The sequence below is a fragment of the Flavobacteriales bacterium genome (assembly GCA_021739695.1).
GTDB lineage: Bacteria > Bacteroidota > Bacteroidia > UBA10329 > UBA10329 > UBA10329.
Window position 1 is genome coordinate 131,502 of sequence record JAIPBM010000004.1, and the last position, 22,770, is coordinate 154,271.

General features: G+C 46.2%; 22 protein-coding genes and 1 other RNA gene. 11 read left to right on the forward strand and 12 right to left on the reverse strand.

What is annotated here, in order from left to right; translation table 11 throughout:
- Positions 1-39 precede the first annotated feature (39 nt).
- Positions 40-429, forward strand: coding sequence for a DUF1987 domain-containing protein (locus tag K9J17_03695; GenBank protein ID MCF8275816.1), 390 nt, complete (start codon positions 40-42; stop codon positions 427-429).
- A 77-nt stretch (positions 430-506) separates the two neighbouring features.
- Here the strand turns inward: K9J17_03695 and K9J17_03700 are convergent, their stop codons facing one another.
- Together K9J17_03700 and K9J17_03705 are read right to left on the reverse strand one after the other, a co-directional pair.
- Positions 507-920 carry a hypothetical protein gene (locus tag K9J17_03700; protein MCF8275817.1) on the reverse strand — a complete coding sequence of 138 codons (414 nt, stop codon included), beginning with the start codon at positions 918-920 and terminating at the stop codon, positions 507-509.
- Between the two features lie 106 nt (positions 921-1,026).
- Positions 1,027-1,482 carry a hypothetical protein gene (locus tag K9J17_03705; protein ID MCF8275818.1) on the reverse strand — a complete coding sequence of 152 codons (456 nt, stop codon included), beginning with the start codon at positions 1,480-1,482 and terminating at the stop codon, positions 1,027-1,029.
- A gap of 163 nt (positions 1,483-1,645) precedes the next feature.
- Here K9J17_03705 and K9J17_03710 point away from each other — a divergent pair, with 163 nt between their 5' ends.
- A complete protein-coding gene (locus tag K9J17_03710) occupies positions 1,646-2,227 on the forward strand; it encodes an ACP phosphodiesterase (protein MCF8275819.1) in 582 nt (193 codons plus the stop codon).
- Here K9J17_03710 and K9J17_03715 read toward each other — a convergent pair.
- Positions 2,212-3,423 (reverse strand): SpoIID/LytB domain-containing protein, encoded by a 1,212-nt coding sequence (locus tag K9J17_03715; protein MCF8275820.1) that lies wholly within the window; start codon positions 3,421-3,423, stop codon positions 2,212-2,214. The genes K9J17_03710 and K9J17_03715 overlap by 16 nt on opposite strands.
- A gap of 69 nt (positions 3,424-3,492) precedes the next feature.
- Here K9J17_03715 and K9J17_03720 point away from each other — a divergent pair, with 69 nt between their 5' ends.
- The 4 genes from K9J17_03720 to floA are packed head-to-tail and all read left to right on the forward strand — an operon-like array spanning position 3,493 to position 9,941.
- On the forward strand, positions 3,493-8,118 hold the full coding sequence (locus K9J17_03720) for a hypothetical protein (protein ID MCF8275821.1): 4,626 nt from the start codon (positions 3,493-3,495) through the stop codon (positions 8,116-8,118).
- 51 nt (positions 8,119-8,169) lie between these two features.
- The gene (locus K9J17_03725; GenBank protein MCF8275822.1) at positions 8,170-8,484 is read left to right on the forward strand and encodes an ATP-dependent Clp protease adaptor ClpS; all 315 of its coding nucleotides are present in this window, start codon (positions 8,170-8,172) and stop codon (positions 8,482-8,484) included.
- Positions 8,481-8,945, forward strand: coding sequence for a hypothetical protein (locus K9J17_03730; GenBank protein MCF8275823.1), 465 nt, complete (start codon positions 8,481-8,483; stop codon positions 8,943-8,945). Before K9J17_03725 ends, K9J17_03730 begins: the two co-directional genes overlap by 4 nt.
- Positions 8,946-8,954: 9 nt before the next feature.
- Positions 8,955-9,941: a flotillin-like protein FloA gene (gene floA / locus K9J17_03735; protein MCF8275824.1), complete on the forward strand. Its 987-nt coding sequence runs from the start codon at positions 8,955-8,957 to the stop codon at positions 9,939-9,941.
- A gap of 111 nt (positions 9,942-10,052) precedes the next feature.
- Here the strand turns inward: floA and K9J17_03740 are convergent, their stop codons facing one another.
- Positions 10,053-10,442, reverse strand: a complete 390-nt coding sequence (locus K9J17_03740) for a hypothetical protein (GenBank protein MCF8275825.1) — start codon at positions 10,440-10,442, stop codon at positions 10,053-10,055.
- Positions 10,443-10,446: 4 nt separating this feature from the next.
- Positions 10,447-10,698 (reverse strand): hypothetical protein, encoded by a 252-nt coding sequence (locus K9J17_03745; protein MCF8275826.1) that lies wholly within the window; start codon positions 10,696-10,698, stop codon positions 10,447-10,449.
- A 208-nt stretch (positions 10,699-10,906) separates the two neighbouring features.
- On the opposite strand from K9J17_03745, the gene K9J17_03750 reads away from it, so the two are divergent.
- On the forward strand, positions 10,907-11,386 hold the full coding sequence (locus tag K9J17_03750) for a hypothetical protein (GenBank protein ID MCF8275827.1): 480 nt from the start codon (positions 10,907-10,909) through the stop codon (positions 11,384-11,386).
- Positions 11,387-11,460: 74 nt separating this feature from the next.
- On the opposite strand, the gene K9J17_03755 is transcribed toward K9J17_03750, so the two are convergent.
- Entirely contained in the window at positions 11,461-11,946 is a 486-nt protein-coding gene (locus K9J17_03755; GenBank protein ID MCF8275828.1) for a DUF4920 domain-containing protein, read from the reverse strand.
- A 96-nt stretch (positions 11,947-12,042) separates the two neighbouring features.
- Here K9J17_03755 and nhaC point away from each other — a divergent pair, with 96 nt between their 5' ends.
- Entirely contained in the window at positions 12,043-13,491 is a 1,449-nt protein-coding gene (gene nhaC / locus K9J17_03760) for a Na+/H+ antiporter NhaC (protein MCF8275829.1), read from the forward strand.
- On the opposite strand, the gene K9J17_03765 is transcribed toward nhaC, so the two are convergent.
- Positions 13,488-14,030, reverse strand: a complete 543-nt coding sequence (locus tag K9J17_03765) for a DUF6272 family protein (GenBank protein MCF8275830.1) — start codon at positions 14,028-14,030, stop codon at positions 13,488-13,490. The genes nhaC and K9J17_03765 overlap by 4 nt on opposite strands.
- Before the next feature lie 48 nt (positions 14,031-14,078).
- A complete protein-coding gene (locus K9J17_03770) occupies positions 14,079-15,920 on the reverse strand; it encodes an alkaline phosphatase D family protein (protein MCF8275831.1) in 1,842 nt (613 codons plus the stop codon).
- A 125-nt stretch (positions 15,921-16,045) separates the two neighbouring features.
- On the opposite strand from K9J17_03770, the gene K9J17_03775 reads away from it, so the two are divergent.
- On the forward strand, positions 16,046-16,282 hold the full coding sequence (locus K9J17_03775) for a CDGSH iron-sulfur domain-containing protein (GenBank protein ID MCF8275832.1): 237 nt from the start codon (positions 16,046-16,048) through the stop codon (positions 16,280-16,282).
- Positions 16,283-16,326: 44 nt separating this feature from the next.
- Here K9J17_03775 and rnpB read toward each other — a convergent pair.
- From rnpB to K9J17_03790, 3 genes are all read right to left on the reverse strand, one after another.
- Positions 16,327-16,666, reverse strand: an RNA gene (gene rnpB / locus K9J17_03780) — RNase P RNA component class A.
- 6 nt (positions 16,667-16,672) lie between these two features.
- Entirely contained in the window at positions 16,673-17,659 is a 987-nt protein-coding gene (locus K9J17_03785; GenBank protein MCF8275833.1) for a DUF2027 domain-containing protein, read from the reverse strand.
- Between the two features lie 3 nt (positions 17,660-17,662).
- Positions 17,663-18,589 carry a YfiM family protein gene (locus K9J17_03790; protein ID MCF8275834.1) on the reverse strand — a complete coding sequence of 309 codons (927 nt, stop codon included), beginning with the start codon at positions 18,587-18,589 and terminating at the stop codon, positions 17,663-17,665.
- A gap of 107 nt (positions 18,590-18,696) precedes the next feature.
- On the opposite strand from K9J17_03790, the gene K9J17_03795 reads away from it, so the two are divergent.
- Entirely contained in the window at positions 18,697-19,995 is a 1,299-nt protein-coding gene (locus K9J17_03795; GenBank protein ID MCF8275835.1) for a hypothetical protein, read from the forward strand.
- 76 nt (positions 19,996-20,071) lie between these two features.
- On the opposite strand, the gene fumC is transcribed toward K9J17_03795, so the two are convergent.
- Positions 20,072-21,469 carry a class II fumarate hydratase gene (fumC, locus tag K9J17_03800; protein ID MCF8275836.1) on the reverse strand — a complete coding sequence of 466 codons (1,398 nt, stop codon included), beginning with the start codon at positions 21,467-21,469 and terminating at the stop codon, positions 20,072-20,074.
- Between the two features lie 111 nt (positions 21,470-21,580).
- Here fumC and K9J17_03805 point away from each other — a divergent pair, with 111 nt between their 5' ends.
- Complete coding sequence (locus K9J17_03805) at positions 21,581-22,726, forward strand: T9SS type A sorting domain-containing protein (GenBank protein ID MCF8275837.1); 1,146 nt, start codon at positions 21,581-21,583, stop codon at positions 22,724-22,726.
- Positions 22,727-22,770 lie beyond the last annotated feature (44 nt).

Sequence of the window (22,770 nt, forward strand, 5' to 3'; positions counted from 1 at the left end):
GCTGTCTGACCACGGCCGAAACACGTAATCCATAGGCGAATGGGAGAAATAAAAGCACTTGTGCTGGAGCCGACAAAGGAGACTCCGCACGTAACGCTAGATGCTACTGGCAATAAGTTTGAAGTTTCAGGAAGGTCGTTTCCGTTGAATGCAAAGGGATTTTATGTCCCGGTTTTAGAGTGGTTGGATAGCTATGCGGCTAGCCCTAATGCAAAGACTGAATTTACCTTCAAGTTGGAATACTTTAATACGCCTTCTTCAAAATCCATTTCGGATATTCTGAAGAAGTTGAAGGAGATCAAAGATGCTGGAAACGCAGTTGACGTTCTGTGGTATTACGAAGAAGATGACATCGACATCCTAGATCTTGGTCATGTGTTTGCACGCACAGTGGGAATGGATTTCGAATTCAAGGAGTACGTTGAATGACCCTCAGAAAGAACAAATGAATAATAGAAAGCCCGAACTGATTTCAGTTCGGGCTTTTTTGTAATGATCAGGGTAAACTAAGGAATCGGTTCGCGTTGGCGTTCCCCGATAATGAGCGCAGTGGTAACTCCCACAAATATGGCGCGGACGATATTGTAAACGAATTCGAGCAATGCCCAACCAGGAGAAGTGATGTTGAAATCTCCATAATAGCTGGTGACTGTCAAGCCTGTAAGGATTCCCATCAGAAAACCGAATTTCAGACCTTTTCCGAACGGGTTTCCACCTTTGTATAGCATGTGGTATACATAAACAAACACCAGAGCTCGCATGGCGTGTGTTATGAGAAAGTATGCAACTGGCATTTGCATCCGCTCAATTCCAAACACCCACTCGTTGTACCACGCTTCAAAAATGACCTCGTGCCAAAGCACTCCACCAAGGGTGAAGATGAGCCAGGCAGCTATAGTGGCTGCTATGAATCTGAGCATGTCCATTTAATGAGAACAAGTTTACGGAATCTGCCGAACAGCAACGAACGAAAGCGATAAGCGGTTCAAAATATCCGTCCAATTACCGTTTTGAGATGAATTGTGATCATTTCACTTCAATATCATCGCCCAGCCAGTTTTTGCCAATGATCAGTTTGTGTTCGTGATCTGTCAGATCGGCAAGCACGCAATTCACTTTGCGGTATTCCCATCGCGAAGAAAGATTGATTCCGATTTCCAGTTCGACCGTGTAAAGCTGTTGTCCGTTCCAATCTACCACCCCAGTTACCGTTCCGTTTACCGTTCTTCCTTGGTCATCGCCATTCCGTAGCTTAAAGCTGATGGATTTCGTCACGTTCTTTTCTTTCGGGAAAGAAGCATTCATGATGGCGATGCTTGAACTGTTGATGATGGTGAGTGCTGAATTTGAGTCTAATTCAGCCTTCCAAAAAACATTCGATTCCTTAACCTGTACCGTTTCGAGTGGCGAAAGGCTTATTTTTTGCGCATGCATACTGATTGAAACGAGCACGAAAGCAAGCAAAAAGAGACTTTTTTTCATTTTAATGGAAATTATTTCAACAAATCTAGCAACCCTCAGACAACCGAACAGAAACCCCCACGTCTTTATAGCAGACATTCCACTTTTTCCCGAGGGAGTTAAGCCGCGAGATCTAACGATCAAACCCTTAGCTCCCTTTCCTTTTGTCTAAATTTGGTGTTCGGTGAATTTCCTCGGACACATATTTCTTACTCCCAGCGATGACGAAATTCTGCTAGGAAATTTCATTGCCGACTCGGTGAAAGGCAATCCGGAGAAAAACTATGCAGGAAAGGTTGCGGAAGGAATTCGGTTCCATCGCGCAATTGATGCCTTTACCGACAATCATACCCTCGTTAAGCAAGGAGTTGACCGGTTTCGCCAAACACAATCGAGGTACGCTTCGGTGGTGATTGATGTGGTGTATGACCATGTGCTAGCGAGCAACTGGGCCGAATTTCATGATGCAGCATTGGATGATTTCACGGAATCGATCTATCAGCGGCTGGAAGCGCAGAAAATCCATTTTCCTGATTCAGTTCAACGCTATTTTCCTTACATGAAAACGCAGAATTGGCTCTACAACTATCAGTTTGAATGGGGCTTGCTGAAATCGTTGCAAGGATTGGACAGGCGCTCTGCAAACGATACCCAAATGCATTTGGCTTTGGATGTTTACCTGGAATACGAAACGGAATTCAGGCAGGAGTTTCGGCAGTTTATTGCCGATGCCAAACGAATGTCAGAAGATTACTTTCCGAGTTGAAGCGAGCTTAGCGGCACCAAACTCACTCCCTTGTAGTAATATCCAAGGATCTGACTGTAGGTGTAGCCACTTTCTGCCATTTTCATGGCGCCCTGTTGGCAAAGACCTACACCATGTCCGTATCCGCGACCGGTGAATTCTGCCTTTCCGTTTTCCACCTTTAGGTCGAAATTGGTGGAACGCAATTGCAGCAGCCTCCGCATTTTGGACATTTCAATTGAATCTTGATACAGTGTAAAGTATTTTTCTCTCTCTGGTTGAAGGAAACTCCATCCGCTAGAATCTACAGCAGTTGCCTCAAAACCTAGTTGAGCAATCAGTTCTTCCATAGGCATGCTTTTGTCCCAAGTGGCGCTGCGGCTTTGCGTACAGAATGTGTCCGTTACCGATGTAAGATACGAGCGGGATTCTTTCCAAACATCTTCTGAGTTGGCTGTTTGTCCGCCACAATTGGCATGAAACGCACTTAGAATGAATTCATTTTTCGGGTCAACCATTACCAGTCCGCTGGTGGCAGAGGTTGCCTTCATCACTTCATTCGTGGCTGTTTTCAATCCAGAATAAACTTGACAATGCTCGTTATCGCAAAGGTCAAATCCATCAGCTGCATGCCGTTCCAAATTCCGAACCGCGTATGTTCTACAAATAATGCTCTGAATCTTGTAGTACTCTTCATTGGCTCCATACCCAACCTCAGCCTGCACCACCCGTGCCACATATGGCTCAATTCCAACTTGGTTCACAACTGTCAGATTACCGTTTTTCACCATTACCATCAGGTCATCGAAATAGGAATGGTCACGGTTTTCGTTGTTGAAACGCACTCGGAAATTCGGGGAATTTCCTTCCCCAAGAATTTTCAAACTGGCAACGGTGTCATTCAGTCCGTACGGAGATTTGACCAATAGTCGTTCTCCGAGGACCGTCATCGAAATGGCATCATCCGATTTGAACACGTAAAGTGTGTCGCTTTTGTCATTCATCAAAACATACTTACTGGCGGATGGCGAGAACAGCAAGCTGGTTATGGAACTGTGATACATCAACCCAACTGCAACCGTTTGGGCACAGACGCTAAAAACCTGCGAAACGCTTATGGAAAGCACCAAAAGCACGCATCTTGTGAGACGTATGGAGAAATTGACTTTTGAATGTTTGTAAGCCTCTGTAAACTCGTGGTTCTTTCCGTTGACCATTCCTTAAAAACGAATATTTTTGGGAGCTTGAATGAATTGCCGAAAATAACCCGAAAAACGGGTAAATCCATGGTGTTAAAAGCACGCTTACTATTTCACATCTTATTGTTTCTTCTTGCCTTGCAAGGTTTTGGGCAAGTTAGTTTTGACAGTCAGGAGGAACTGGAAAAGGCGGCTAACGCATTTTTTGACAACAACGAATTTGCGAATGCCAAACCGCTCTTCTCGCAATTGTTGAGTAAAGACGCGCTTAATCCGAACTACAATTATCGATTTGGCGTTTGTATCCTTTTTACCGAAGCAGATCCGCTAAAACCGTTACCGTACATCGAAGGTGGGGCAAGTTCAAAGGGAGTGAATCCAGAAGCGCATTACTTTTTGGGAAAGGCTTATCAGCTCAATTATCGTTTTGATGATGCTATAAAATCATACGAAAAGGGAAAAACTGCAGGGTTCAGTAAGCCAAATGTTGACCTGGACCGAAGCATTCAAGAATGCAGAAATGGCAAGATACTATACAACGATGCCATCGATTTTGAACCTGCCATGGACAAAGAGGTTCTTGCCAGTGAATTCTATCGGCCTTACGATTTCCGGAAATTGAAAGGCAAGGTTATTCCCTTGCCACCTAATTTCAAGACGAAGTTTGACGAGAAGAACCTTACAGGAACGGTTGTTTATACTCCAACCAACAGTCAAACTTTGGTATACGCCAGCTATGGCGAAGATGGAGCGAATGGAAAAGATCTGTATCGGGTAAACCGTCTCCCGAACGGAGAATTGGCCTTGCCACAGCGGCTGCCAAGTACCATCAATACCAAGTATGATGAGGATTATGCCTTTTACGATGAAGATTCGCAGACGCTTTATTTCGCTTCGCAAGGACATAATACCATGGGTGGTTATGATGTATTCAGTTCAAAATTCGATGCTGGCACAAACAACTGGTCAACTCCACTGAACCTACAGTATCCTATCAATTCTCCGTTCGATGACTTCCTGTATGTTAGTGATCCAGATGGAAAAGTGGCGTTTTTTACAACGGAAAGGAATGTGGAAGAGGGTAAGCTTCGAGTGCTGAAAACCCTACTTCATGATCCAGGACAAGTAGAGGTTTCGGTCTTGGAGGGTTCGTTTGAAGATAAGACAGATTCTGTCTACAATTATGCTGCTTTGACCGTTCTGGATCCAATTACCAATGAAGTGGTTGGAAAGTACAGAACACACAAAGTGACTGGAAAGTACCTTCTGATACTACCTCCTCAGAACGATTACACGATGGATGTTGGGCCACGCGAAGCGGACGGGTTTAAGTTTGATCTTGATGTGCCAGTAACAGAATCGACAGAGGCATTAAAGCAGAGCATTGTCTACGATGCCATAGGAGAAAAAGGAACGGTTACCCTAACGAATTTCTTCGATGCAACTGGAAATCCAGATTCTGTGAAGTTTGCGGAAACCAGACCACTGCAAGAAGTTGAAGAGAAGATGATTGCAATGCCAGATGCATCTGAACTTCTGGCAGCGAGAGCAAAAGAAAAGACAGCTGCTGCTAAAGCTCAAAATGATGTGTTGGCGAAGGAAAAAGCACAGCAGGAAGCCACCAAGCAAGCGGAAGAATTGGCTCTGAAACAACAGCAAGAGGCAGAAGAAGCAGCCAGACAAGCTGAGTTGGCGAAAACAGAACAGGCCAAATTGGAGGCCACCAAGCAAGCAGAAGAATTGGCTCTGAAACAACAGCAAGAGGCAGAAGAAGCAGCCAAACAATCTGAGTTGGCGAAAGCAGAACAGGCCAAATTGGAGGCCACCAAGCAGGCAGAAGAATTGGCGCTGAAGCAACAGCAAGAAGCTGAAGCAGCAGCCAAGCAAGCTGAGTTGGCGAAAGCAGAACAGGCCAAATTAGAAGCCACCAAGCAAGCGGAAGAATTGGCGTTGAAACAACAGCAAGAAGCAGAAGAAGTAGCTGCTAAACAAGCTGAGTTGGCGAAAGCAGAACAGGCCAAATTGGAGGCCATCAAGCAAGCAGAAGAATTGGCGCTGAAACAACAGCAAGAAGCTGAAGAAGCAGCCAAGCAAGCTAAGTTGGCGAAAGCAGAACAGGCCAAATTGGAGGCCACCAAGCAAGCGGAAGAGTTGGCATTAAAACAACAGCAAGAAGCTGAAGAAGCAGCCAAGCAAGCTGAGTTAGCGAAAGCAGAACAGGCGAAAAAGGATTCAATTGCAGCTGAGCTCTTACGCGAAAAACTCATGTTAGCTGAAAAGCAAAAGCTAGAAGAGATGCAGCGCGAAGTGGCTTTGGCCAATCAACGCAAGTTGGAAGCAGAAAAAGATTCAGAAGCAATTAAATTGAAAGCTAGACAAGATTCCATTGAAGTGGAGAATCAGCGGCAAGCGATGTTGTTGGCAGAAAAAGAACGTTTGGCTGAACTTGAGAAGTCAGTCGCTTTAGCAAATGAGAAAAAGGAACTTGAACAAGCGAAGGAAGATTCGTTGAGGATGGAGCGCGAGCGAACTGAGGCGCTTGCAGCGGAGAAAGAGCGTTTGGCACAAATTGACCGTGAGGTGGAATTGGCCAAACAACAGGCAATGCGTGATTCGTTGATTGAGCCAGCTGTGGCAAGCACTTCGGAAGTGATGGAAGAGGATGCTTCGCTCAGTCAGATCTTGGAGGAAATGAAATTGAGAGAGGCGGAATTGCTGAAGGAACAGGAATTGGTAGCCAAACAAAAGGAATCGGAAGCAGCTGGTGCGCAGGCTAAAGAGCTTGAGGCAACAAAAGCTGAAAGCAAAAAATCGAATGAGATAGCAGCAGATGAACAGCCGCAGACCATTTCTAAGGAAGCTCCCGAAACCGAGTTGACCGATGTGAAAGTGGTGTCAGAATCGGAACTTTTCTTGCAGACAATAGCCAAATTGGAGGCGCAACAAAAAGAGCAAGAGGCCTTGGTAGCAGCCGAAAACAAACAACGAGATGCGTTAAAAGCTGAGAAGAAAGAAGCGGCTCTAGCAGTTAAGCAGGCAGCTGATTCATCAGCAACTGGAGGTATGGAAACCACTAGTGTGGCGGCTAACACGGATAACAGCACGGGTGCAGAACAAGCGCTTGATGGTGAACTCGAATCGGTGGCTTTGAAAAGCAATGCAGATCCACAGGAATACTTGGCTGCACTGAATGAAATTGAGCAGCGAATGAAGACTGATGCAGCTGCTCAGGCTGAAAAGGACTACACACTGCGGCCATTGGATCCAATTGAAGTGCCTGCTGTAAGCAAGGATTTTGATCCAGTTTTGGAGGCGAAGATTGCCGCGGATAGAGAAATTCTTGCCGAGCATCAGAAAATTGCCGTGGAAAAAGAACAGTTGTTGAGACAGCAAATGGCGCAGGATAGAGATGCGCTGGATGTGATGTACGATGATGAAATGAATAAGGAGTTGTTGTCTGCCGAGAATGAGGAGATGATAACTCAGCCGAATGTGGCTACTAAAGGAAAACAAGTTGTTGCTCCAGCGAAAGAAGAAGTTGTTGCCCAACCTGAGGTGGTTGCGGTTGTAGAACAAGAAGTTTCGCAAGCAGAGTTGGAAAAGGAGTTTGCAGCAGTAGAAGAAGCACTGAAAAATGAGGGGATCAAAGAACCGACAGCTGTAGTTGTCAAGGTTGAAGAGCTTCCTGTTCCGGCAGAAATTGCGGTGGCCGAAGTTGTTGAAACACCAGCGCCATCTGTAGTTGAGGAAACGGTGAACCTTACCGTACCAGAGCCCGCTGTAGAAGAAGAGGTGACACCAATTGCCGAAACTCCACAGATTTCAGAATTGGCGGAGGAAACGGATGAGCAGATTCAGGAAGAGTTGGATGTCGTGAATGCGGTAACCAAAGAATTGGAAGTAGCGGAGCCTGAAAATGTTAAAACGGTAGAAACCGTTGAAGTTGCGACAGAGACGGAATCGCTGAATCCAACAGAAGCTGTTGAAACCCCTGCACCGATTGTCGCGGAGGAAACGAGCGAAGCTACTTTGGTGGAAGAACAATATCAGTTAGAAGAAAGGGAAGAGGAGTTAGGAGAAGTACGTGCTGAAACTCCACCACGTTCTATCAACGCTGCTCCGAATTGGTTGGAAGCAAGTACTGGACAGATACATTCAATGACGGCTGCTCTTCGAGATTACAGCACGCAGAAACCTTCCTTCGAAAAGATTGAAGACCCGAGCATGAGAAAAATGGTTCAACGCATGCGTGCTGAGGACATCGGTCGGGTTGCGGTGCTCAAAAACATGAAGAACCAGTGGGTGGAAGCAGGAAAAACAGCTGAATCACTGAAAGAGATCAAATCGAATCTGCGTAATCAGGATGTGCTGGAAACGGTTGCGGCAGCACCTTCCCGAGAAGAGTACATCCGCCCACCGTTTAATAAGGATGATCTGAAAAAGCGTGAAAACGTATCATATAGATTGGAATTTGAGATCCGCACCAATGGCGTGTCTCAGACCATCACCGAGACCATGACACCCGAACAGGCCATTTCATTCTCCATGCCCGAATTCAGTTTGCAGTCTGGTTACTATGAAACGCTATCGGATGCCCGAATGGATTACAATGACTATCGCAGTAAAGGATTTGAATCGGTGAAAATCATTCCTTACCTGAAAAATGAAGCTGTGATGTTGTCGGACGTTGAGAATATTCCGTTTGTCGATTAAAACGCTAATTTGGTCATCGAAAGTAATACCTTCGATGTTCGTTTTACAAGCATGAACCTAGACCCACTTTTCAGCCTCGATCTTGAAGTTGAGTTCCAACAGGAACTTGACCAGCTCGTTCAGGCACCTAAGACATTGGTGATCCATAATGACGATTACAACACCTTTGACTTCGTTATTGAGACATTGATCGAATATTGCGGACACGAGCCATTGCAGGCCGAGCAATGCACATTCATCATTCATTACAGCGGAAAGTGTGCGGTTAAGACCGATATGTTCAGCAAACTTCAACCCGTTTGGGCCAGGATCATCAACCTCGGTCTTACAGCAACAATCGAAGACATTCCGAAGATCGCCAAATGATAACAGGAGTAGTCATTGCGCTTCTTCTGCTTGGTATTCTGCTTATACTTTTAGAGATCATCTTTATTCCCGGAACCACCATTGTCGGTGTTGGCGGAATCATTCTGTTGGCGATAGGTATTTACCTGACCTATGCCTACCTTGGCACAACAGCTGGACATATTGCCTTGGCCGCTTGTGTGGCCGTGGTGTTTCTCTCGCTTGTGGTACTCTTGAAGGGAAATACTTGGAAAAGGATGGCCTTGGATTCGAGCATTGATGGCCGCACCTTGGCCGATATGCACACGCAAGTTGCTGTTGGAGACAAGGGCGTTACCATTTCGCGATTGAACCCAATGGGCAAAGCGTTGTTTGGAGAGAAGATGTTGGAAGTGACCGCTGACGGAGAATTTGTGGATGAAGCAAAAGACATTGAAGTTGTAAAAGTGGAGCAGAATAAGATCAAAGTAAAAACCATTTAAAATCGAACCATGGCGTTACCCATTTTAATTGCACTTGTTGTATTCTCAGTCGTTATTCTATGGCTGTTTTTCTATTACGTTCCACTCGGATTGTGGATCACAGCCATCTTTTCTGGCGTTCCGGTAGGTATTGGGGCGTTGATCGGAATGCGCTTGAGAAAAGTTCCGCCAACGGTTATCGTGAATGCGATGATCAGCGCTACAAAAGCAGGGCTGACCGTAAACCGTGATGCACTGGAAGCGCACTACTTGGCAGGAGGAAGCGTGCAGAACGTCACCTTCGCCCTTATTTCTGCCGATAAGGCGAACATTCCATTGGATTTTAAAATGGCCACAGCCATTGACCTTGCCGGACGGGATGTATTGCAAGCAGTACAGATGTCAGTAAATCCGAAGGTGATTGATACTCCACCAGTGACTGCAGTGGCAAAAGATGGTATTCAGCTTATAGCCAAAGCACGAATTACGGTGCGTGCCAATATCGCCCAATTGGTTGGTGGTGCTGGAGAAGACACCATTCTTGCCCGTGTTGGCGAAGGAGTTGTTTCATCCATAGGTTCGGCTGCGTCTCACAAAGCCGTGTTGGAGAATCCGGATTCTATTTCGAAGGTGGTTCTTGCCAGAGGATTGGATTCAGGAACGGCATTCGAGATCCTTTCCATTGATATTGCCGATGTGGACATAGGCAAGAACATTGGGGCAGAACTTCAGATGGATCAGGCAGAGGCCGATAAGAATATTGCGCAGGCAAAAGCCGAGGAACGCAGAGCCATGGCCGTTGCACTGGAGCAGGAAATGAAAGCCAAAGCCCAAGAAGCAAGAGCGAAAGTGATTGAGGCAGAAGTTCAGATTCCGCAAGCGATGGCAGAAGCTTTCAGAGCTGGACATTTGGGAATTATGGATTACTACAAATTCGAGAACATCAAGGCAGATACGGACATGAGAAACTCCATTTCCAAGCCAGGTAAAAGCGATTCTTCGAAAGGGTCGAAGTAATTCATACAGCCATTAATTGAAAAGGAGCAGACCATTTGGTCTGCGCCTTTTTTATGTTTTCGTGTAAGCTGGGACATCCTGTGGAAGTCTTCTGAGAGCTGGGGGTTTACTTCAAAGTTTTTCAAAACACGTACATTCAACTGAGACCCCATCAGATTCCCAATAGTCAAGAATGAGCATTTTGCCAGTAACCGATTTAATGGGTATGCCTGTTAAATATGGTGCGGTTGTCTCATCACCAAATCCAAGAGGGTTTTCTGCATTAGGGGTAATAATCAGTTTGCCGTCTTCCACGTGATAAGTACAGGTACAATACTTCATCGGGTCGGATGGAGGATTCTCACAAGTATCTTTACAAAAGGTCCATGAAAGATCCTGAGCCATTGAGTGATTTTCTCTAAACCTAATTGTCCCGTAAAACCAAAAGGCATCATTATCGTCATCATTATTGTACATGGGGCACTTTTTTTTCCTCCACGTACCCACCAAAGCTTTCTCCATTTCGCTATCCGACTTTTTGCAAGCCGAGAAAGCAAGCATTAGTATAAAAAGCGCTGCTATAGAAAGGCGTGGTTTCATGCTTGGTAGTATCTAAAGGTAATGCATAGGTAAATATCCACTTGCGTTTATGTGTTCTGGCTTGCACCCCCTGCTCGCGCAAGTCTTCCGTAGGATGACTTGTGCGGAATTTGGTGCGATCAGTCTCCTGACTGATCTCCGAAGCATTCATCATTTTAGTACCATCCATAGTTCCCATTCATTTCAATATCCGATGCTTTCGACTTCCGAGCAGCTAAGTGCTACTTCCTAGCGGTTAAGTCCTCACTCAGATGCCCGAAGTGCATACTTAGGCGCCAAGACCGCTTATTCAGACGCCAAGAGTGGATACTCAGACGTCAAGAGTGAATACTTAGACGTCAGGAGTGGATACTTAGACGTCAAGAGTGCTAATTCAGACGCCAAGAGTGGAGATTCAGACGTCAAGAGTGCAGATTCAGGCGCCAAGAGTGCAGTTTCAGACGCCAAGAGTGGAGATTCAGATGCCAAGAATGCAGATAGACAAACTCATGGAGAACTTCATCACCTCCGACCCCGAATTCTACGCCACCTATCACAACGCCCGTAAGATCGTCAATGCAGGCCATGGCTCCGGTGGCGGCACCATCGAATTCACTGGCGAAATACCTGCCAGCAGCACCGTCAATATAAAGGATGGAGTAGCCCCCAAAGTAAAGATCTCCATCAAGAACATCGGTACCGTTCCCTTCTTCGTCTGTTCAACCGATTCGGCAGCCGAAACCTGCACCATCGGCCAGGTCCTCAACCCGGGCGAAGAAGTGAACTTCATAGGCGGCAGCAGTGGAGCGCCACTGCTCAAACCCTTCCTCAATGCAACTAACAACGACCCGCTCACCGTTGCCAACTACAAGGTCGCCATCTCATAATACAGACCATCTCGTAAAAACGAAAAAGGCGCGGTGAACATTCACCGCGCCTTTTTTCAATCGTCTTATTCGGGTTATTTGATCTCCACTCCCGTAGCCTCAAAAGTGAGGGCCAGTTCGGGCTGAGTGATGGCATCAATTTCTTCTTGCGTGGCTTTGGCATCTTCGGCCAAATGCTTCAGGTAATCCACATCCAAGGTATCGTACATGGCAATGCCTTTCATGGTCATGGTTCTGCCAGCGGCATCCAAGGGAACAAAGAATTCGTAGTCTTTGAAGGTAACGCGCATGGTTTCGCCATTGCCCATATCCACTTTCATCCAGCAGCCTTTTTTCTGGCAGCATTCCTGAATGGTTCCTTGCACAATGAATTCGTTTTTCGAAGAATCGCTCATCAGCTTGGCTACTTCCATTGCGGGAATAGCATCGGTGTATTCAAATGGCTCGCCATACCAGGCTGTGCTGTCGCTAGCCACATCGCTTGCCTCTGTTGTTTCTTTGGTAAAGCTTCCGCACGAAGCCAATAGGAAAATGGAGAAAATCGGAATAAGGTATTTCATAGGTATCTGTTTATGGGGCAAAAGTAAAGATCTGCCAAACATGCCGCGGTAACATACGCCACACAACTTTGCTATCTTGCCCGAACATTCAAGAACATGACCGATTCTAAACAACCATCTCTGCTACAATCATTCATTCCGCTGGTTTTTCTGGTGGCATTGCTCGGAACCAATGTGGCCTTTTATGGAGATAATTCGTTGGGAGGAGCCAATCAGATGGCTTTGTTGCTTTCGGCCGGGGTTGCAACCTTCGTGGCCTTAAGCAACAAACACAAATGGGATGACCTGTTTGATGGCGTGGTCGGTAGTATCAGCAGCGCGTTGCCGGCACTCATCATCCTTCTGATGATCGGTGCCTTGGCCGGAACATGGCTTATAAGTGGCGTGGTGCCTGGCATGATCTATTACGGATTGGAGGTATTGAATCCCAAGATATTCTTGTTTGCAACATGCATTGTCTGTTCCATTGTTTCGCTTGCCACAGGAAGTTCGTGGACCACAGTAGCTACTGTTGGAGTGGCATTGATGGGAATAGGCCGTATTCTCGGTTTCAGCGATGGGATGATTGCTGGAGCCATTATTTCGGGTGCTTATTTCGGAGATAAGATGTCGCCTCTTTCAGATACCACCAACTTGGCACCTGCTATGGCCGGAACGGATCTGATCACACACATCCGACACATGATGTGGACAACAGTTCCGTCCATTACCATTACAGCACTCATCTTTTTGGTCTTGGGATTCACTTCTGGCACAGGGGCCAATTTGGATGGGGTAGAGGCACTTCAATCTGCCATTGCGGCTAAATTCAACATCAGCCTGTGGTTGTTTCTGGTGCCCGTTGCGGTCATTGTGCTTATTGTGAAAAAGGTTCCAGCTGTGCCTGCGTTGCTTGCGGGTGCCATCTTAGGCGGATTGTTTGCCATTGGTTTTCAACCGCAGATCATTCAGGAGCTTGCTGCCGAAGGAAGCAGTTTCGGCAAGGCGGCTTATATGGCCGTTATTGATGCGATGACCACCGATGTGGCCATCACATCTGGAAATGCTGTGGCAGATGAACTCCTTACTTCTGGCGGAATGAACGGCATGCTCGGGACCATTTGGCTCATTATATGCGCCATGACCTTTGGCGGTGTGATGGAAGCCAGTGGCATGCTGGAGCGCATTGCAGCATCCATCTTGCACTTGGCTCAAACCACGGGTTCATTGATTGCCGCTACAGCTGGCACCTGTGTGGTCTTCAACGTTACCGCATCCGATCAGTATCTGGCCATCGTGGTTCCTGGAAGAATGTTTGCCAAAGAATATGAGAAACGTGGCCTCGCACCTGAGAATCTGAGTAGAACCTTAGAAGACAGCGGAACCGTTACTTCAGCTTTGGTTCCATGGAATACGTGTGGAGCCTATCATTCGGGTGTTTTGGGAGTGGCAACGGGCACGTACTTGCCATTTGCATTCTTCAACATCATCAGTCCACTAATGACCGTGTTGTTCGGTTACATGGGATGGAAAGTGAATGAGTTGAGAAAGTCTGCAAAAGATTAGCAGGGCACGCTGATCTTCAGGTTAAAGTAACTCACGGCATCATCCACCTGTTGAAAGCAGAAATCCAGCGCATTGCCCGATTTCTTCTTCATGTCAATCAGTCCGAGGCCTGCGCCACCTTTTGTAGAGAATTTCACTACGGTCTGCTTCATGATAACGCCATAGAGGAACTTGATCTCCTCGTCATTCAGGCTATTGATCTTCAGAAGCTTGTCCTCCAACACGGGGCATTCCTCGTTCGCAATCAGATTACCGATGGTGATGGTAATGTTGCTTGCATCCTTGGCAACGAGAAATAACGGACGAAGATCATACGCTTTGCCATCCAATGGAAACGAATGCAGTTGCAGATTCTGCAGTGTTTCGATGGCAATGTTGACAATCTTGCGCTTCTTCTGTCTATCAACAGAAAGTGAGTCTAATATTTCTTCAATCTTTGGTAGGGTGTCAAGCAATACCTTCTTGTCCACGGCTCCTTCATGTTCATAAAGAACCGTTTCCTCTCCGATCAAAGCATATTTATTGATTCCCTCAGCCATTCCTCAGTTATTCCACCAAATGGTATTTACGAATTCGAGCTCATTTGGTTACTCAAACTTGCTCATCCTCCTGTTTATTACATTTCCTTGGGTCTGAAGCGTGAAAACGTAGAGGCCGGCAGCCACTTCCGGAACGTCAATTTCCAAGTAATGAAGCCCATCTCGCATGGTGCCAAAATCTTTCTCCAAAACGGTTTTTCCAGAGATGTCAGTCAATTTGATGCTCACATTTTCCTGTTCAAACAGATTGAATTGAACCACAAAGCGATCTAAGAATGGATTTGGGTATGAGCTGATCACAACAGGCGATTTGGCTAATTCCTCAACGCCCAATCCTTCTTCTTCGAACAACGGAGCCAATGGTGGATACACACCTGCTGGGGCAGCGCCTGTGGCTTGCGTCAAGTGATTATCTCCATCGTTGGTTTTCCAACTTGCTCCCAAGGCAGAAGTAAATGTTGGTTGCGATACGTCCGATACATAGTACCAATCAGATTGGGCAGCTGCAGCGGTCAGATCCAATATCAGGTAACCTTTCTGAGATAGGTCGGCAAACTTGATGTGTGGATTGATGGCTCCGATCACATTACTAGGAATTGGAACCGGACTGCTTTGCGTGGAAACACTTGTTACCACATACTCTACGCCCACACTCCCAGCTCCAGTGCTTCCCACATAGTTATCTCCAGGAAGGTCGTTGGCCCAAGAGGTGTGAATATCTCCGGTAAGAACAACCATGTTGTCCACGTTATTGGATGTCAATTGCTCGTAAAGACTATCGCGTTCCGCAGGATAGCCGTCCCACTGGTCGTCATTGACCACAAAATTGAAAACGGTCAGTGGAGCCATCATTACCTGCTGTCCAACAACTTTCCATTGTGGCGTTTCATTTACCAGGTTATCATACAACCAATGACGCTGTTCATAACCCATCAGACTGCGGTCGTTTGCATTTCCAGCGCCTTGTTCATCGCGGTCATAAAGGCGCGTATCAAGCATACTGAGGTGTGCCAGATCGCCAAAGCTGAATTCACGGAACCTGCGAGAAGGGTCGTTTGCATCTGGAAGTCTCACAGGCAACCATTCGGCATTGGCCTGAATACCGTTTGCTTTTCTATCTACCCAAAGTCCTTCGGCACCTTCTGTGTGGTTCTCGGCACCATCAGAATAAGAGTTGTTTGCAGTTTCATGGTCATCCCACACACAGATGAATGGATATTGCTGATGCGCATCGCGCAGATCTGGATCCAATCTGTAATGCGAATAGCGCGTTCGGTAATCACTTAGTTGGATGATCTCTGTAGCAGGCTCTTCCAGTCTGTCTTGAATAGAAGCACCCAAGCCGCCAGTGGCATATTCGTAGATATAATCGCCTAGGTGAAGAATGCAGTCAATATCATTACGGTTCACCATGTCTCGGTAAGCGTGGTAGTAGCCGTTCTCGTAGCTCTGACAAGAAACCACTCCAAATCGGAGATGATCAACACCACCTGTTGGGGCGGTTCTGGTCCTTCCAATAAGCGAATGCACACCATTGTGCTCGAAATCGTAGTAATACCAGCTGTCTTCAGCCAATCCGGTCACATCCACTTTAATGGTCCAATCGACAGAAGAATCTGTTGATGCAGTTCCACTTGCAACCACATTGCTGAAAAGTGTGTCTGTGGCCATTCGCCAATTCACATCAACTGGGTCGGTGCTGTTCAGCGTAATTCGTGTCCAAATGATGACAGCGTCAGTTAGCGGATCGCCTGAGGCAACTCCGTGGTAGAACGGCTCTAAGGCAGGTTCTAAGCTGTTTCTAGAATAATGCGTTGGGTTAAGGTCTTCTTGTTGCGCAATGGCAGAAATGGAAAGAAGGGTGAGTAGGGAGAAGAAAATTGACTTCATGATATTGGTTTGTGTGCAAACAAATTTAGATTAAAACCTAATTCTGCCGCGTTATTATTGCTTAATCCCAAATTCGAACATTATATGTAAATTGGTGTTTGAACATCAAACCAAACGAAAGAGAAATGAGCAAGCCCGAGATTGCACAAAAAGCACCTTATGTACAAGACCTAGAACCGGGCGTTTATGCTTGGTGTGCCTGCGGAAAAAGCAGTAAACAACCGTATTGCGATGGTTCGCACAAGGGCAGCGAGTTTGCTCCGGTCATTGAAAAGATAACAGTGGCCAAGCGAGTGGCATGGTGCGGTTGCAAGCAAACTGCCGGCAAACCGTACTGCGATGGCAGCCACGCTAAGTTGTGATCTGGCAAAAATGGACGGCCTCTGACGATTTCCCGTCAGAGTCCGTTTTATGCAAACCCGTAAGCCAGATCCTGTTTTAGCTCACCATTTATCTATGCAACCTACCCATCGGGAAAGAGCGAGCAACTCTTAATTCCCGACCTATTTGGTCTTGCAGCCCGTAAGGTTTGTCCCATTCCGATGTTACCACCGAAACGCGTGAGCTCTTACCTCACATTTTCACCCTAACCCTTCGCAAGCAAAGGGCGGTCATTTTCTGTGACACTTGCTGTTGCCGTAGAATTCCTTCCGCGACACCCACATTTGCATGCGGTACGGTGCTCTATGCTGTCTGGACTTTCCTCCATCCCGACATGTCGGGACAGCGGTGAGCCGATTTGCGCTGCAAAGTTAGCTTAAGTTTAGATTGACCACCGTGGCGCCTACACCATATTTGTGGAACGGCCCATCTTGGAAGTGCAATCCATATTCTTTCAACTCTTGACGAATGGCTTCTTTCAGCCTTCCCGTGCCAACTCCATGAATGAAAGTGATCTCGATGTAATTGTGGGTCAAGGCATGGGTCAATCTCCGTTCGAAATGCCGCATTTGGGTCAGGAATTTTTCGTGATCAGGCATATCGTGCGGGTCTAAGCCGATAATGGCTTCCAAGTGAAGATCCACTTCTTCCTCAAAGATCAATGAGGCAGGTTGAACAGTTTTGAATGCCCGAGGATTTTTTGGAATCGATGCAGGTGCTGAAACGATTCTTTCTTCCTCAATAGGAACAGCAATGGCTGGGTTTTCAAGGCCTTCATAAAATATGTAGTTGCCAGCCTTCACAAATCGGGTCGATTTGATCTTGAGCATGGTTGAGATCGGTTTTCGGTTTTCATAACCTGTTGTTCCGAAAAAAAGTAGATCAATGTTCAGATTGCCTACCGAACCAACGTCTTGTCGCCTCAAGGATTGAACGAGATGTTCACTCTTCGGCAATACTTCCCCATGAAATAGGCTGAACCATTGCTCATCCACCTTGGCGGCAACATTTACCAAGATGTGGTACTTTGAATTATTGATGAAGTAAAGGTCAAGATCGCCCGTATCTGGCTTTTCAGCGTTCGTTGACATGAAAGCCAAGGAAAGTTCTGGCAATTCGACTCCTTTTTTTACCGATGGAATAGGCATTGGAGCAACAACTGGTTTGTTGATAACCGGCACGGGCTTCGGTTTTTCTGTTACACGGTCGCGCTCTGCAGGTACAAGTTTGCTGATTGCATGAGGCATGGTGAGACCCGATCTGTCCAATACCAAGGCGGTCTTGGGATCGAGTAGCTTGATGATGATGCCTTCTCCTTCGTCATCGAGGTATCTTACTTTTTCGCCTACTTTGAACATGTCCTAAAAGTACACTCCATGAAATTTAACTCTTTGAATGGAGTTGAATTCAACCGTTGGAAACGGTAACTTGATGAGGTTCACAGCCTTGAAAACGGTTCGTAACCATTTCTTATTGGTTCTGATCTTGGTCAGGTCAACATCTAAGGATAGATAGATCTGCCGATGCCGCACAAAATTTGGCAGTTCATTTCCGTTATCGTCAAATTTCGGATTGCTGAATGCACCGGTCATGCCATCGGCACCAAATCCAACGGCCACATTCAGCCAACGCGGAAATTTGCTTTCATCTCTAAGGAAAGAATGAATGTTGGCCGAAAACCAAATGGTATGTCCATTGTAATCCTTCAACATACGTGAACCAAAACTATCGCCCAGCAAATTGGGACGATACTGTGCATAATGCGTTGGGTGATAAGACATCTTAGGCGTTATCCGTTGCTCGTTCCAAGCCAGCTCTTGAACAATTACAGCAAATGATCCGCATGTGTTAACGGTAAAATCGCTGAGTGAAAAACCCCATGCATCCGAAAAGCCATCCAATATCTCTATTCCGGCCATGTAGAAACTACCCATGAAACCTCCGGCCCAAACACTTGTCTGTCGGTTGAATCCAGACCATCTCATCAGATCCATGTAATAATACCCGATGGCATAGCAGGTGAAGAAGTGTCCCGCCTTATCCATTTGCATCCACTCGCGGCTATCGTCAAACGTGTGAAATTTTGAACGTGGTTCGTTAACATACCAAAGCTGATTTAGACCGACCACTGAACCTACCCAGACGCCTGCGGAAAGACCGCCTAAAACATAAGCTCTGGGTTTAAAAATGGTGTCGGAATAGGTCTTCCATTCGAATTGGGTTTTCTGAGCGGAGGCTATTGAAACCGACCCGATAACCAGCAAGAAAACCAAAAGCTGCCTGAACATGATGTAAAAGTAGTTTTTACCTAGATCGAAAAGTTTGGCATTGTCTTGGTATTGTGTGTCACGGATAAAACCAAAGTGTCTTAAACGTTAAACAAAAACTGGAAATCATGAAAAAGCTCACTCTAATCTTTGTAGGTCTTTTGGCAATTACCTTCCGGTCTAGCGGTTATGGATATTCCTATATCAACAGTTATGCAGACGGATTCGTTTTTGACGAGATGGGAATAACCTTTGCCGTTTACCCAGATGGTGAATTCGACTTTTACCTGGCCAACGGTCAGCAGTCCAATACGGTAAGTAACGGATATGTGAATGTCACCTTCAATTCGGGATACAATTACAACCCGTACGTTCAGTATGATGATTTCGGAGCGGTGATTCAAGTTGAAAATGTTCCGATCTGGTATGATTACTACGGAAGGGTAACTCAGATCGGAGATGTGATGATCAACTACAACAACCGTAGGGTTTGCCAAGTTGGAGGATTGTATGTTCACTACAATTCATACGGATACTACGCCTACCATACAGGCTACATCAACACATGGAATCCGTATTTCGTTTTCCGACCATTCTATGTTGCCTTTGCACGCCCAGTTGTAAACATGTGTTTCGTAAGACAAACGCCCTACAGACAATACTACACGCCAGTGCGCTATACTTACTACAGACCTTATGTACAAAATGTGCGACCTTGCTACGCAACCATTGGTCATACTTACAGACCGAGCGGTCACGGAGTAGCACACGCTAGGTATACTCAAACTGCTGGTAGAGGTGAGGTTCCGGTGAGACGCGAGCGAAGTACGGTGACTACTGCGCAAGGGAGCCAACAAAGGCCTGCGGTAAACCGATCTTCTGTAAGCGAGCGTTCAGCAGTTCAACCTTCGCAGGTTCGTAATGCACCTTCTGTGTCTCAACGGCCAACAGCAACACAAACGTCTCGTCCGGTGAATGACGCAAATAACGTTCGGGTACAATCAACCAGACCGCAGGCAGCATCGACCCAATCAAGACCAGTGCAATCTGCACCAGTCAGAACTGGAGCTCAAACTCAAAGTTCTAGCTCTAATCGGCCGGTTTCTACACAACCACGGACAGCAGCGACTTCTACACGAAGCACTAGCCAAGTGAGACAGAATATGCCAGCACAGAATTCGATGAGTTCGAAGCCAGCAAGTTCAGTGTCAAGAACGCAAGCGACCAGAACAACTGCAAAGCCTCAATCGAACGTCAGCAGTACTCCAAGTCGGTCTGCAGCGGGCAATTCAGGAACTCGTCCCTCAAGCGTAAGTTCTTCTCGAGGAACTTCAACAGTGGCCAAAGCTCCAGCAACTAGAGCAAGCGCTCCTTCATCTGCAGTAAAAAGTGGTGCAGCGAGAACTACGGTTAAGCGTTCTAACTAAAAGACGAATGTCACGAAAAGGAAGGGGCGGGCCAATTTGGTCCGCCCCTTCCGTTATTATCAGAGGTATTCGATTATCAGATCGTACCGATCATCTTCCGTGGGTCAACCCACTCGTCATATTCTTCAGATGTCAAATAACCCAAAGAAAGCGCAGCCGCTTTCAGCGTAGTTCCTTCTTCGTGTGCTTTTCCAGCAATTTCGGCTGCTTTGTAGTAACCGATCTTGGTGTTAAGAGCAGTCACCAACATCAAACTGTTGTTCACCAATTCTTGAATACGTGGGTGATTTGGCTCTATTCCTTGGGCGCAATGCTCATCAAACGATACGCAGGCATCGCCCAAAAGTCGAGCAGATTGAAGAACATTATACGCCATGACTGGCTTGAACACGTTCAATTCGTAATGTCCCTGTGTTCCTGCAATGGTAACGGCTGTATCGTTTCCCATCACTTGCGCGCAAACCATGGTCAAGGCTTCGCATTGCGTAGGGTTCACTTTTCCAGGCATGATCGAAGAACCTGGTTCATTGGCAGGAATGAGCAATTCGCCAATTCCAGAGCGTGGACCAGAAGCCATCATTCGGATATCGTTGGCGATCTTATTCAGCGAAACAGCCAGCTGTTTCAATGCTCCGTGGGTTTCCACCAACGCATCGTGTGCAGCCAAAGCTTCAAACTTGTTCTCAGCAGTAATGAACGGAAGTCCTGTGAATTCGGCAATTTTCTCAGCAACGAGTTCAGAATAACCATCAGGTGTGTTGATTCCCGTTCCAACAGCAGTTCCTCCCAAAGCGAGTTCAGAAAGATGCTCAAGGGTGTTGTTCAGTGCTTTCAATCCATGGTCCAATTGAGAAACATAGCCGCTGAACTCTTGTCCAATAGTAAGCGGAGTTGCATCCATCAAGTGAGTACGACCGATCTTTACCACGCTTTTGAATGCCAGCGATTTGGCCTTTAGCGTATCACGAAGTGTCTGAACACCTGGAATCGTGTTTTCAGCGATTAACTTGTAACAGGCAATGTGCATTCCGGTTGGATACGTGTCGTTAGATGATTGACTCTTGTTCACATCATCATTTGGCTTCAAGACTTTGTCCTTGTCATCCAGTTTCCCACCAGTCATTACGTGAGCACGGTTGGCAATCACCTCGTTGGCGTTCATGTTGCTCTGCGTTCCCGATCCGGTTTGCCAGATCACCAACGGAAATTGATCATCATGCATTCCATCAAGAATTTCATCGCAAACGGCAGAAATCAGGTCTCGTTTCTTCTCATCAAGAACACCTAATTGGCAATTGGTATGAGCTGCGGCTTTCTTCAGGTAAGCAAACCCGTAGATCACCTCCAATGGCATACTGGCTGCTGGGCCAATTTTGAAGTTGTTTCTTGAACGCTCTGTCTGTGCTCCCCAATATTTATCGGCAGGCACCTGCACTTCGCCCATGGTATCTTTTTCAATTCTAAAATCTGACATTTCGTTGTGACTATTAGTTAAGAATGGTCGCAAATTTACCGTCTCGCACAACGCTACCAAACAAGGTTTGAAATAAGCTTAGTTTTGTAGCTCATTTAATCTCCATCCAGCATGAAATTTACGTTTACATCTCTTGTTTCGCTCTTGATATTGGTTGCATCCGCCATGGCCCAACCAGTAGTTCAAGGATCTATTACACATGGAGGTTTACAGCGTGCTTATCGTTTGTATCAACCGAATATTTATACGGGCACAGAAGCTGTTCCATTGATCATCAATTTGCATGGTTACGGTTCACAAGCATTTGAGCAGGAAGTGTATGGAAGTTTCAAGGCCATTGCCGATACGGCCAATTTTATCATTGTTCACCCCGAAGGAACAATGGATAACGCTCAGAATCAATTTTGGAATGCGTTTGGAATACCGGGTGGACCAGATGATGTTGGTTTCCTTTCAGCCTTGATTGATTCAATTTCTGCTGATTACAACATTGACCCGAACCGTGTTTATTGCACAGGTATGAGCAATGGAGGATTCATGAGCTACAAAATGGCCTGTGACCTTGGAAGTCGCATTGCAGCCATTGCCTCTGTAACAGGAACGATGGTTCAGTCTGAATTGAGTGCGTGCAACCTAGATCATCCAACGCCAATAATGGAAATCCACGGCACAGCAGATCCAACCGTTCCTTATTTGGGTGATGCTACCCAGACCTTTGTTGGTACAGAAGCGGTGGTCAATTATTGGGTGAGCGTCAATAACTGCAATCCAACGGCTGTTCAATCTGCCGTTCCTGATGTTAATGCTTTAGACGGCTGCACTGCCGATCATTTTGTCTACTCAGGGGGAGATGCAGGTTCAACGGTGGAGCATTATAGAATAAACGGTGGAGGTCATACGTGGCCAGGTTCTCCAACAGTCATTTCTATTGGCGTTACCAATCAGGATTTTTCGGCTTCGGTTGAGATATGGAGATTTTTCAATCAATACAGACTAAACGTATTGACGACTGGGATTGAACAAACAACAAAACCAAGTTTCACCATTTATCCTAATCCTTCGGAAGGAGAAGTTGCCATTAGGTTCGAAACGGCTGCTCAAAGAACTTTTGAATTACGCAATTCACTCGGACAACTTTTAAGGTCAGATTCCTCAAAAAGCGCCACTTTTCGTTTGCATGCGGAGAGAGCAGGAGTCTACTTCTTGACCGTTTTTGCTGAGGATGGAATATTTACTGAAAAGTTGGTCATTAATTGAGCACTTCTTTTTGCCCAATTCGTAAGCATACACTACTTTCGGCT